This window comes from Aurantibacter aestuarii (assembly GCF_003008425.1).
Taxonomy (GTDB): domain Bacteria; phylum Bacteroidota; class Bacteroidia; order Flavobacteriales; family Flavobacteriaceae; genus Aurantibacter; species Aurantibacter aestuarii.
This window is the reverse complement of sequence record NZ_PXOQ01000009.1, coordinates 82,676-95,280: the sequence shown is the minus strand read 5'-3', so window position 1 is coordinate 95,280 and position 12,605 is coordinate 82,676. Positions and strand designations below refer to the sequence as shown.

14 protein-coding genes are annotated in these 12,605 nt (G+C 31.1%); 5 read left to right on the top strand and 9 right to left on the bottom strand.

Annotated features, from left to right (window positions below):
• Positions 1-26 precede the first annotated feature (26 nt).
• The 3 genes from C7H52_RS07200 to C7H52_RS07190 form a co-directional block, all read right to left on the bottom strand.
• Positions 27-1,067 carry a hypothetical protein gene (locus tag C7H52_RS07200; protein WP_106463223.1) on the bottom strand — a complete coding sequence of 347 codons (1,041 nt, stop codon included), beginning with the start codon at positions 1,065-1,067 and terminating at the stop codon, positions 27-29.
• Entirely contained in the window at positions 1,064-1,627 is a 564-nt protein-coding gene (locus C7H52_RS07195; RefSeq protein ID WP_106463222.1) for a hypothetical protein, read from the bottom strand. Before C7H52_RS07195 ends, C7H52_RS07200 begins: the two co-directional genes overlap by 4 nt.
• Before the next feature lie 283 nt (positions 1,628-1,910).
• On the bottom strand, positions 1,911-3,263 hold the full coding sequence (locus tag C7H52_RS07190) for a microtubule-binding protein (RefSeq protein ID WP_106463221.1): 1,353 nt from the start codon (positions 3,261-3,263) through the stop codon (positions 1,911-1,913).
• A gap of 164 nt (positions 3,264-3,427) precedes the next feature.
• Between C7H52_RS07190 and C7H52_RS07185 the strand changes: the two genes are divergently transcribed.
• On the top strand, positions 3,428-4,234 hold the full coding sequence (locus C7H52_RS07185) for an MBL fold metallo-hydrolase (RefSeq protein ID WP_106463220.1): 807 nt from the start codon (positions 3,428-3,430) through the stop codon (positions 4,232-4,234).
• A gap of 24 nt (positions 4,235-4,258) precedes the next feature.
• Positions 4,259-4,855, top strand: coding sequence for an LA_2272 family surface repeat-containing protein (locus tag C7H52_RS07180; protein ID WP_106463219.1), 597 nt, complete (start codon positions 4,259-4,261; stop codon positions 4,853-4,855).
• 109 nt (positions 4,856-4,964) lie between these two features.
• Here the strand turns inward: C7H52_RS07180 and ettA are convergent, their stop codons facing one another.
• The 6 genes from ettA to C7H52_RS07150 all read right to left on the bottom strand — a co-directional run bounded on the left by ettA (position 4,965) and on the right by C7H52_RS07150 (position 9,075).
• Positions 4,965-6,656, bottom strand: coding sequence for an energy-dependent translational throttle protein EttA (gene ettA, locus C7H52_RS07175; protein ID WP_106463218.1), 1,692 nt, complete (start codon positions 6,654-6,656; stop codon positions 4,965-4,967).
• 49 nt (positions 6,657-6,705) lie between these two features.
• The gene (locus C7H52_RS07170) at positions 6,706-6,888 is read right to left on the bottom strand and encodes a CAL67264 family membrane protein (RefSeq protein ID WP_106463217.1); all 183 of its coding nucleotides are present in this window, start codon (positions 6,886-6,888) and stop codon (positions 6,706-6,708) included.
• Between the two features lie 115 nt (positions 6,889-7,003).
• Entirely contained in the window at positions 7,004-7,723 is a 720-nt protein-coding gene (locus C7H52_RS07165; protein ID WP_181256221.1) for a pirin family protein, read from the bottom strand.
• A 3-nt stretch (positions 7,724-7,726) separates the two neighbouring features.
• Positions 7,727-8,167, bottom strand: coding sequence for a MarR family winged helix-turn-helix transcriptional regulator (locus tag C7H52_RS07160; protein WP_106463215.1), 441 nt, complete (start codon positions 8,165-8,167; stop codon positions 7,727-7,729).
• Between the two features lies 1 nt (position 8,168).
• Entirely contained in the window at positions 8,169-8,711 is a 543-nt protein-coding gene (locus C7H52_RS07155) for an NADPH-dependent FMN reductase (RefSeq protein WP_106463214.1), read from the bottom strand.
• A gap of 7 nt (positions 8,712-8,718) precedes the next feature.
• Positions 8,719-9,075, bottom strand: a complete 357-nt coding sequence (locus tag C7H52_RS07150; RefSeq protein ID WP_106463213.1) for a DoxX family protein — start codon at positions 9,073-9,075, stop codon at positions 8,719-8,721.
• A gap of 159 nt (positions 9,076-9,234) precedes the next feature.
• Here C7H52_RS07150 and C7H52_RS07145 point away from each other — a divergent pair, with 159 nt between their 5' ends.
• From C7H52_RS07145 to C7H52_RS07135, 3 genes are read left to right on the top strand one after another with little or no spacing between them, the layout of a single operon-like run.
• Positions 9,235-10,878, top strand: coding sequence for an acyl-CoA carboxylase subunit beta (locus C7H52_RS07145; protein ID WP_106463212.1), 1,644 nt, complete (start codon positions 9,235-9,237; stop codon positions 10,876-10,878).
• A gap of 2 nt (positions 10,879-10,880) precedes the next feature.
• Positions 10,881-11,702, top strand: coding sequence for a hypothetical protein (locus tag C7H52_RS07140; protein WP_106463211.1), 822 nt, complete (start codon positions 10,881-10,883; stop codon positions 11,700-11,702).
• Between the two features lie 6 nt (positions 11,703-11,708).
• Complete coding sequence (locus C7H52_RS07135) at positions 11,709-12,584, top strand: hypothetical protein (protein ID WP_146130021.1); 876 nt, start codon at positions 11,709-11,711, stop codon at positions 12,582-12,584.
• Positions 12,585-12,605 lie beyond the last annotated feature (21 nt).

Here is a 12,605-nt window from a genome sequence, read left to right as displayed (position 1 = left end):
TTTTATTGATATAGAAAACTTAATACTTAATTCTTAAGACTTGCTATCTCAAAAGGCATTTCTGCCAGTTTATTCATTAATTGTGGAGTTTTGTTGTATAATAATTGGATGATTCTATGTGGTGCAAAAACATATTTAGAACTTTCTACATCATTCCATTTTTGAAGCGTTTGTTTGTTAAAATAACTACCTTCTGAAAAGGTACTTCCGGTTTTGACTTCGTCTATTTTTAAACTTAAAGCGTAAGATTCTAACGGAATTTCTTTTTTAGCAATACTTTCTAGTATAGCATGCGTCATTTCATTTTCATCTTTCGCAAATACATTGTGAAATGGTCCTAAATCGATACGCTTAATATAAGTAGGATGAATATCTTTTATACGTTTATCTACACCATAAGCCATAGTATCTAAATTCATTTCTCTGTCTGCAACTGCATTTAAGGCGTCGTATAAGTTTTGCTTGTCTTTTTGTACATCCTTACCATCGTAATTGAAGTACATATAACACACAAAAGGTCGATTTTGAGAAACATCGAAAAAACTCCAGCTTACTAAATATTGTCCTTTAGCTTGATCTTCACTTTCTACCAGTTTACCTTGTACAAAGCGATTAAAAATATATTCCTGTTTTACTGATGTATAATAAACTATGGATGACGCTTGAAATAATTGATCGCGCTTTATGGGAACTTTCTTTTTAAGTAAAATATCTAAAAACTCGTCTTGTATCTGGCTAATATCTTTTAATTTATGTAAGTAATTATCTCTTAAAGATAAGTCATTATATAAGTAGCGAAACTCTAAATAATTAGGAAAACCCGATTCGGTTAAGTCTACTTTCATATTATCTTCATCATCATACATATACTTAATACGCATGGCTTCTATAGAATACAGTAACAAATCGCAATACTGCTTAAAAAACACCACTTCTTGTTGCGTACACAATTTATGTCTTTGCACAGATACAATAAGTTCTTTAAGAGCAAAGTCGACTTTTTTATGATAAAAAACATACTGCTCTTTACTGTCTAAAACTGCTGAATCTAATGGAGTTACAATCATAATTTATTATTAACCTCTTTACTCTGAATGAAATGAATTTCTTTTTCAAATTCTCTTAACGTTCGTAAAACACTTCTTCTCATAAAAAAGTAAGGCATTCCTAACATAAAAAATGCGTGAATAAATAAAAAAGGAATTATAATTACGCTAAAAAAATCTTCTCCAGAATTTATAATTTCTGGAACCATTAATATTCCGAAAACAAAATAGAATATAATAACGAAGCCATAAAAGACAAACATAAAATTATTCCATGCATTTACCTTTGCTTTAATAATTAGTGTATCTCCAAAATCTTGAAAAGTTCCAGTTATTTTTGCTCCGGAAAATTTACTATCTCCAAAGCGTAGTCTTTTTTTAATTTCAAAATCTCTAGATGTTACAATACCTTTATAACTGTTTTTACTTGAAGTGAATATATCTTCTAATCTTGAAAAAGGATTGTTAATTTTTGCAGAATCTACATGTTTTTTCAATGCAGGCACAAATTCACTTCTTTGAGTATTTAATGAAATTGAAATTTCTTTAAGCAATTTTAATTTTTTCAAAAAATCTTCCATTCACTACTTTTTATTTTTTATTAAACAATAGTTTTTAGCTTTATATAGATTTATTAAAATGTACTTAATAAAATCATAATTGCGTTAAGGATTGAACGGTTTGTCTGAACTCTTTTTTAAAGCTTTTTGTAGCTTTAAAAAAAGTGAGTAGTGAAAGCCTGACCTACTTTTGCCTTAAAAGCAAAAGTAGGTAACGCCCTAATTATTATTTTAATTACTTATTGACTTCTCGATACTATTTTCTCCTAAGGTCGAAAAATCTCGAAATGACTGATTCTATGATTTAACTTAATAAATCGTCTCCTGCATCTTTTTTAGGTGCTGGTGCTCCATTTCCTGCTCCCGAAGCATCATCTCCAGCAGGTGCATTGGCATCTGCTTTGTAATAATCTTCAAAAATTTCTTTCATATCGATGCCATAACGGTCTGCAAAATTTTTCTGGATATCGACATCTTTGGTTCTAATTTCTTGTAAAGCTTCTGCATAACTGCTATACACACCTTGCATTACTTTTTCATGAACCGGAATATTATCCATCATTTCCTGTCTTGCTCTTGCACTTGCACTATGCATAGACGCTAAAGTTTCACCAATATGCTCATCGGTTTTAACTCCTAAATGCTCTAATATAGCCGCAAATTCCTGGTCTGTACGTGCTTTTAATGCTACCACGTAACCATCGTAATATTTTAAACGTTCTTCGGTATCACTCTTTAATTTGGCTCTATGGGTTTGTAAATTAGAACGTAAAGAGGTTAACACTTTGATTGTTAAGTTATGTTTGTGTACAAAACTGTCTTTAGAAGCTGCCAAAGTGGTGTAGGCATTTTTAAGACCTTCTAGCTCTTCTACTTTTTGCTCTACTGTAGTTACTTTTGCAATAGCTTCAGAATATGCTGTACTTTGCTTATCTACCACATCTTCTAACGCTTGACGTGCTTGTTTTAGTAAAGCGTATTGCTCTTCTAATTTAGCTTCAACTTCTTTTTTCTTTTCTAAAGCCTTAGTATGATTTTTAGAAGCTTCAAAAATAGCCACTTGCAGCTTATCTTCTACTTCTTTAATTTCTACTTCACGATTTTTTAGACGTGTTACGGCTGCTTGCGATTTAAAAGATAATTCGCTTAATAACGTTTGTACATCTGCAGTTTCAATACGTTCCTGAAACATTGCTTTTGCTTTATTGTCGGCTCCAGCACGTACTTTTTCTGCGTCTTTTAACGCCTGTTCTGCTTTGGCAATTTTACTTTTGCGTCCCCAAAGGTTATTCCACCAGGTATCTGGTTTATTTTGAGCATCTTCTAACTCTACTTTAGCACGTTCTAAAGCTTTTTGAGCATCGTCTATAACTTTTTGCTCGTTTGCATTTAAAGATGAAAAACGTTCGAATAAAATACCAACCTCATCTTGATAATCGGTTAAATCTTTTATAGCATCTAAAAGACTTGTTCTATCCTTTTCTGCCATTCCAACCACATCATCTAATGTCGCATTAAGAATTTTCTGGCGACGTTCTGGATCGTCTTCCTGAGATAATTTAGATTTCATGGTATCAATTGCTTTTCCCCAATTGACGTCTACTTTTTCAGATTTCTGATTAGAATTAGTTTCTAATAAATCAAATTCGTCAGCCATAAGTATATTTTTAGTTTTTGGTTAATATTAATGTGGTGTAATTTCGATAAAAAAAATGAAGTTAGAAATAAATTACTTCACTTTATAGGTAGCAAATGTTATAAAATTGTTACATCATTTATTTCTGAACTTAAAATTTGTAATTTTAAAAAAACTTATATCCTATGAAAAACCTTATAATGAGCATGATTTTACTTTCTATAGTAAGTTCATGTAAAACCGATGAAAAAGAAAGACGTCCTGAGTCTACTGTAACCACAGAGATTGAAGTACAGGAAGAAACAATAATAACTCCTGAGTTACGAATTAAACCCATTGAACATGCCAGTTTGATTTTAGAATATGGTGAGCATGTAATTTATGTAGATCCTAATGGTAGTGAAGCACTTTATAAGGGCTATAAAAAACCGAGCTTAATTTTAATAACCGATATACACGGAGACCATTTAAGTCCAGAGACTTTAGATTTTATAGATACAGAAGGCGTAAAATTAGTTGTGCCTAATGCTGTAAAAGAAAAATTACCAGATCCTTTAAAAGCTAATAGTATTGTTTTAAATAATGGAAATACCACAGAACTTAATGGTATTAATATTGAAGCGGTACCTATGTATAATTTACGTCCTGAAGCCTTAAAATTTCATGAAAAAGGCAGAGGAAATGGGTATATCCTAACACTTGGTGGAGAACGTATTTATATTTCTGGAGATACTGAAGACATCCCGGAAATGAGAAACTTAAAAGGTATTGATAAAGCTTTTATTTGCATGAATTTACCATATACCATGACGGTTGAAAGCGCTGCAAGTGCGGTTATGGATTTTGAACCAAAAGAAGTTTACCCATACCACTATAGAGGAACCGATGGTTTTAGTAATGTTGAAAAGTTTAAAATGCTAGTTAATTCTGCTACCGATAATGTAAAAGTTATACAATTAGATTGGTATCCTAATAAGGATGATGTTAAGTAGTAGTTAGTTATAACAAGATTAAATATGGCACTTAACAAATACTTTCTAACATTATTAATATTAATTATTTCTACAAAAAGTTATACTCAGAATGATACTATACAAAAAAAATATTTTTCAATTGGTACTGACACTAAAGGTATAGCTTTTGGGAATCCAAATATTTATAATGGGGTAAAGTTGGATTTGGTTGCTTCCGGAGAACAAATGAATGGAGTTCAATTAAATTCATTTTCTTCCCATACTAATAAAATAAATGGTTTTTCTATAAATCTAATAAATCATGGAGCAGAAAAAATCAATGGATTTACTGCTAGTTTCATGATTAACTCAAACAAACTAAATGGTGTTTTTGCAGGTTTTGGAATTGGTTCACCTAAAAAAAATATAGAAAATCGAAGCATAAATGGAGTTCCTGTTGGTGTACTAATTAATGCTGAAAAATTAAATGGACTGATAATAGCATTAGGAAATAGTTATTCTAAACAAATGACTGGTATTTCAATTTCATTATTTAATCAAACAGAAAATTTACATGGTCTACAAATTGGATTAATTAACTACGCTGGTAATAACCCAAAACTTTTAAGATGGTTACCGTTTTTTAATTTCCATAAATAAATAAAACATAAAAAACCTCAAATTGAAATCAATTTGAGGTTTTTCTTATTAATACTTAATACTATTTTTGAGTACTGCTAACTACAGACTGCCAACTGCCGATTAAAAACTATCGAACCAGTTTCTTATATTTAATACGCTTCGGCATTAGGTCTCCACCAAGACGTTTTTTCTTGTTTTCTTCATATTCAGAATAGCCGCCTTCAAAGAAATACACTTCAGAATTTCCTTCAAAAGCTAAAATATGTGTACAAATACGATCTAAAAACCATCTGTCGTGAGAAATTACTACTGCACAACCTGCAAAGTTTTCTAAACCTTCCTCTAAAGCTCGTAATGTATTTACATCTAAGTCGTTAGTAGGCTCATCTAAAAGTAATACGTTACCTTCTTCCTTAAGCGTCATAGCTAAATGCAAACGGTTACGCTCACCACCAGACAACAAACTTACTTTTTTGTTTTGCTCGCTACCTGAGAAGTTAAATCGGCTTAAATAAGCTCTAGAGTTAACTTCTTTTCCTCCCATAAGTATTAACTCCTGCTCGTCGCTAAAGTTTTGCCAAATAGTTTTTTCAGGATCAATATTTGAGTGACTCTGGTCTACATAAGCAATTTTAGCAGTTTCCCCTACTTTAAATTCGCCCTTATCTGGTGTTTCTTCGCCCATTATCATTTTGAAAATGGTAGTTTTACCAGCACCATTAGGACCAATAACACCAACTATTCCTGCTTGAGGCAAATTAAAGTTTAAATCGTCATAAAGTAATTTATCGCCAAATGCTTTACTTACACCAGTCGCTTCAATGACATTAGTTCCCAAACGTGGACCATTAGGAATATAAATTTCTAATTTCTCGTCAAGCTGCTTCTGGTCTTGACTCATTAATTTATCGTAATTCTTTAAACGCGCCTTTTGCTTGGTTTGTCTTCCTTTAGCGCCTTGTTGTACCCATTCTAATTCTCGCTCTAAAGTTTTTTGACGTTTAGATGCTGTTTTAGATTCTTGAGCCATACGCTTAGACTTCTGGTCTAACCAAGACGAATAGTTTCCTTTCCAAGGAATACCTTCTCCTCTATCCAATTCTAAAATCCAACCTGCAATATTATCTAAGAAATATCTATCATGCGTTACTGCTATTACAGTTCCTTTATATTGTGCTAAATGTTGCTCTAACCAATGTACAGATTCTGCATCTAAGTGGTTAGTAGGCTCATCTAGTAATAACACATCTGGTTCTTGTAATAATAAACGACATAATGCCACACGACGTTTTTCTCCTCCAGAAAGCACTCCAATTTTCTTATCGCCTTCTGGTGTACGTAAGGCATCCATAGCAATTTCCAGCTTAGTATCTAATTCCCATGCGTTAGCAGCATCAATTTCGTCTTGTAAAACGGCTTGACGTGCCATTAATTTATCCATTTTGTCGGCGTCAGAATAAACTTCCTCTAACCCAAACATGTCATTAATTTTGTTGTATTCATCAAGAATTGCAACCGTTGCTGCCGCTCCTTCTTTAACCACTTCCAAAACGGTTTTTTCCGAATCTAATTCTGGTTCCTGCTCTAGATAACCTGTAGTGAACTCCTTATCGGAAGTCACATCTCCCTGAAAATTCTTATCTATTCCCGCTATAATTTTAAGTAAAGTGGATTTACCTGAACCATTTAAACCTAAAATTCCAATTTTAGCTCCGTAGAAGAAACTTAAATAAATGTTTTTTAATACAGGTGTGTTAGCCGACTTGAACGTTTTGGTAACGCCAGTCATTGAGAAAATTATTTTTTTATCGTCAGCCATTCGTGTAATGCTTTTTATTATTATTTAAAAAAATGTGAAGTAAACTAAATTATACGCGACCTTTTAATGCGTTAAAAACCCATGCAATTGCAAAGAATCCAATACCTACAGCACCAAAACCCCAACCAGCAACATCGTCGTAACGATAAATTGCTAATGCGATAATTATAAGACCCATAATAATCATTATAGTGGTAGCCCACCCCAATACTGTATTTTTATTCATTGCCATATTCGTTCTTTTATATTTTTAGTAAGAACAAATATCGTTTTTTTTGCATAAAAAAACAGCTTAAAAGCTGTTTTTTACAATCACTAAGACTTGTTTTAAAAAGGGTATTTTAAAATTAAAACATTGGGACTTCTATAAAAAGTAATTCTGTTTTGGTTTTAGTATTTATTTTAAATGAAGAAGCTTCACTTATTCCAATAGCATCTCTGTTTTCTAAAACAGTATCTTCAATTTCTGTAGTTCCTGAAATTATCAAAGTGTAAACCCCATTTCGTTCATCAGTTAAATTGTAGATAAATGACTTGTTTTCATCTAAATCTATACGAGATACTATTGCGTCCTGATGAATTTTAAGACTTTCAGAATTATTATTTGAAAAACCTGTTACTAAAGTTTGAAGTTTATTATCACGATCTTCTGCTTTAAAATGAGCTTGTCCGTAACGTGGCTCTACCTCTTTTTGATTTGGCATAATCCAAATTTGAAACAGTTTTAATTCTTCAGTAGCAGATCCATTAATTTCAGAATGCTGTAAACCTTTGCCTGCACTCATAATTTGAACTTCACCAGGTTTAACTTCCTGCCATTCATTATGCATAGAATCTCTGTGTTTTAAAACTCCGGATAAAGGAATTGTTATAATTTCCATATTATCATGTGGATGGGTTCCAAATCCCATACTTGGTGCAATAATATCATCATTTAAAACGCGTAAAGCTCCAAACTGGATTTTATTAGGGTCAAAATACTGTGCAAAACTAAACGAATGTTTTGCATTTAACCAACCGTGGTCTGCGCCACCTCTTTCTTCTGATTTATGTATGATTTTTTTCATGATTTATGGTCTTATTTTATCTAATAATTCGTTTAAATTTTTTGCTTCAGCATTAGAAAGGTTTTCTGTAAACAATTTATGTCTACCAGAAGGAATTTCTTTTAGCAATTCTAAACCTTTCTTGGTTATTTGAATATGAACAACTCGGCGGTCTGTTTCACAATTTAAACGCTCTATTAAAGCTTTATCTATTAATTTATCGGTTAAACGCGTCACGTTTGGAGAACGATCTATCATCCGACTTTTTATAGTTTGCACTTTTAATGGCGCTTTTGCCCCACGTAAAATTCTAAGAATATTGTATTGCTGCGGAGACAAGTCGAAAGTTTTAAAAAAATCATTTTGAATGCCAGACATCCAGTTAGCCGTAAACATAAGGTTTAACATTGCTTTCTGTTGTTCACTTTCAAATTTAGAATTGATGTCTTTTGCAAAATCGCCCATACTATGATGTTTTTAAAACTTCTGCTTCCAGTTGCGCTACAGCTGTTTTTAATTCTTTTAAAAATTCTGGATTTACAACTTTATCTTCATTAAAATTTTCATTAAAAGATGGCAATCTAAATTTAGAAACAATATAAGCGTCGTGATTTGGAAAGCGATTCTCTGCAATCTCAAACACAGATTGTGCTCCTCTTGGTCCTGGTGAAGTACTCATTAACAGCATTGGTTTTTTGCTAAAAAGTTTTACATCAACTCGACTCATCCAATCAAATAAACTTTTAAACACTGAACTGTAAGCACCATTATGCTCTGCAAGAGACAAAATAAGTCCGTCTGAAGTTTTAATTTTTTCTAAAAGTTGTTCTGCTTTGCTAGGTATGCCTGCCTCCTGCTCTAAGTTTACACTATAAGTAGGTACATCAAAATCGTTTAAGTCTAATAATTCTACCTTAGCTTGTTCTATTAAACTTCCCGCAAAGGACACTAGTTTTTTGTTTATTGAGGTTTTACTATTACTTCCTGCAAATGCAATTATTCTTTTCATATTATATTTATTTTTTTAGGTTTTTATATGTGATGTAGTTAGTTACAATTAAAATAGTAGCAATTAGCGCAAACAAAAATTCACCATCTTGAATCATAGTATGTGCAAAAAATGCTAAAATGACATTATATACAAAACCAGCATAAACCCATTCTTTTAAAGTTTTAAACTTGTTTTGCCATAATATAATAAGTCCTAAAATTTTTGCTATTGCTAAGGGATAAACTAAATATGTCGGATATCCAAAATTAGCAAAAGCTCCTGCAATCATCTCTGTTTCTGAAAGATACATACTAACAGAAAATAACATTAAAGCTGTAAATAATGCCTTAGTGATGAAGTAAATTATTTTTATATAGTTCATAGATTATAAATTTATTTTCAAATATAAATAAATTTTATATTCCATGGAAATTAATTCCGTAGAAATTAAAACCGATTAGTTATTCGAAAATTATACGATAACGTTTTCGAGTTATCTAATTCTTCATTAAATTCGTAGCGAAATAGAATTTTATACAATATGGATTTAAACTTCAATAAAAACGAAGATCATAATAAGCTTTTAGTTTCCGATTTAAAAAAACGGTTGGCACATGTTAAACTTGGTGGTGGACAAAAACGCATTGATAAGTTACATGCTCAAGGAAAAATGACTGCAAGAGAACGTATTGACTTTTTATTAGATAACAAAAAACCTAGTATAGAAATAGGTGCATTTGCTGGAGAAGGTATGTATGAAGAACATGGTGGTTGTCCTTCTGGTGGTGTGGTTGTAAAAATGGGTTATGTTAAAGGAAAACAATGTATTGTGGTTGCTAATGATGCTACTGTAAAAGCTGGTGCATGGTTTCCGATTACAGGAAAGAAAAATTTACGTGCTCAAGAAATAGCAATAGAAAATAAATTACCCATTATTTACTTAGTAGATTCTGCTGGTGTTTATTTGCCTATGCAAGACGAAATTTTTCCAGATAAAGAACATTTTGGTCGCATCTTTAGAAATAATGCCGTAATGAGTAGTATGGGAATTACTCAAATTGCTGCTGTTATGGGTAGTTGTGTTGCGGGTGGCGCATATTTACCTATTATGAGTGATGAAGCTTTAATAGTAGATAAAACAGGAAGTATTTTTCTTGCTGGAAGCTATTTAGTTAAAGCTGCTATTGGTGAAGTGATTGATAATGAAACTTTAGGCGGAGCAACTACACATTGTGAAGTTTCTGGAGTTATAGATCATAAGGCTTTAGACGACAAAGATTGTTTAGAAAAGATACAACGTATTATTGATAAAATTGGAGATTTTGATAAGGCAGGTTTTAACCGTGCAGAATCAGAAGAACCAAAAGAAGATGAAAAGGAAATTTACGGTATTTTACCAAAGTCTCGCGCAGACCAGTATGATATGCGAGATATTATTAAACGATTGGTTGATAAAAGTGAATTTGATGAATATAAAGAAGGCTACGGACAAACTATTATTACAGCATATGCTCGTATAGATGGCTGGGCTGTTGGTATTGTTGCAAACCAACGTAAACTTGTAAAAACTAAAGCAGCAAAAACCAAACCAAGTGAAATGCAATTTGGTGGTGTAATATATAATGATAGCGCAGATAAAGCCACTCGATTTATTGCTAACTGTAACCAGAAAAAAATTCCTTTGGTCTTCTTACAGGATGTTACTGGTTTTATGGTTGGTAGTAAAAGTGAACACTCTGGCATTATAAAAGATGGTGCAAAAATGGTAAATGCCTTATCTAATTCTGTAGTTCCAAAATTTACTATTATCTTAGGAAACAGCTATGGTGCAGGAAATTACGCCATGTGCGGTAAAGCATACGACCCAAGATTAATTGTAGCTTGGCCAAGTGCAGAATTAGCTGTAATGAGTGGAAACAGTGCTGCGAAAGTATTATTACAAATAGAAACTGCATCTTTAAAGAAAAAAGGTGAAGTGATTACTCCTGAAAAAGAAGCTGAATTATTTAATAAAATTAAAGCACGTTACGACAATCAAGTTTCTCCTTATTATGCAGCGTCAAGAATCTGGACGGATGCCGTAATTGACCCTTTAGATACTAGAAAATGGATTTCTATGGGAATAGAAGCTGCCAACCACGCTCCTATCGAGAAACCATTTAATATGGGTATTTTACAGGTTTAGTTATGAGGTTTTTTTTAATTTTTATTTATCTGTTTTTTAGTCATTCCAATGCGCAGATTGAATTAGACATAATCCTACCTGTTAATTATTCAATTCATAAAAACAAGAAAGATGTAGGAAAAAATAATGAAATTGCTGTTGATTCTGTAGTTTCAAATATTGATTCTACTCTATATAAAAATTTAAAAAACTTTACCTTTTTCGATAATAAGCGTCTGCTAAAAAAGTACAGTTTTCATACGTTTGGATATAGCGATAACAAATCAATACAACAATGGATTGTCCCAATTAGGGTTTATTTTGACCCTTTAATTGATAAATCAATTGTTTCTAATTTTAAAAGATTTATTATTCCTTTCAGTTCCATTGAAAATTTAGATATTTCTGTAGTCGATGACATAAATAAAGCTAACTACTATTTTAAAGTTTTTGATAAAGAAATTAGTGCATTTACTCATGAAGATTTGAAGGATTTTTCTTTAGAAGAAAAGAAAACCTTAACTTTTAGTTTGATGACCTATAATTTAAATGTCAAATCTAACAATCAAATTTACAGTTGCATATTTAAAATAAGCTCTAAAGAGTTAGAAAACCCATTGTTTTTAAGTAAACTAAAAAAAGGTTTTTATCTTAGTTTAAATCGATTTTATTCTAGTTCTCTAGCTGAAAATTATTCAATTTTAAATAAAAATACAGAATATGTAGAAGAAGTGTCTGATTACGATTTAGCTATGCTTAAAATACATTATCATTATATTTTTAAAACTCCAGTATATCTGAATCAATTTGAAATATTAGAAAAAAAATATCATTCTATAAAATAACTGTCTATGAAATCTATTTTGTGTTCAATAATGCTTTTAACCCTTTCAAATTTAGTCTTAGGTCAACATGAAACGGTTAAAAATACAAGAACATATATTTCTTTAAAGCAATATAAAAAAAAGTATAATCAACCACTTACAAAACAAGATAGCATACATTTCTTAATTCGAGAAGGTGATACTTTAGTTTGGGATAAAAACTATATAAGACCAAAAGGAAAGAGTGTTCCATACGAATATAAAGATGATTCATTTTTAAAATTATATAAAGAGATTGCTTTTAGAGCAAGTAAAGATTCTACAAAGAAATCTGAACCTATGAGATATTGGAAAAATGATTTAAAAATTTTCATTTCAAATTCAATTGACAAAAAAATCAAGAAAGATTTTTTTAATTTTTCAAAAGAAATTTCTAAAAACATAGATTCCTTAAATATTAAACAAGTAAAAACTGTTGAAGAGTCAAATTTTATTATTTATCTAACTGGAGACTTCGAATATGAAAGTAGAATAAGTAATTATAAATCTACAGACTATTATATGTATTGGAATGGAAATAGTCAAATATATAAAACAACTATACGAATTATAAAAGAGGACAATTTTAATACTTCTCTTTTATTAAACACAATGAAAGATTATTTTTTAAAATCTTTAGGTCATTTTGAATTAGATTATAGCCTTGGCTGTAATAATTACTTTTCTGGTTGCCAAAACGGCGATGTTAAATTAACAAAATTAGATTTAGAACTTTTAAGATATCATTATTCATACGGTATTTGTAAAGGAACAAATATTGAAACCTTTGAATCTCAACACGAAAAAGCTAAAGAAGCTTTAAAAAAACACAATCATCGTGTTGGTTTTTTTCACTCCTATTAAAAAGAAAGAGCGCCAATTGGC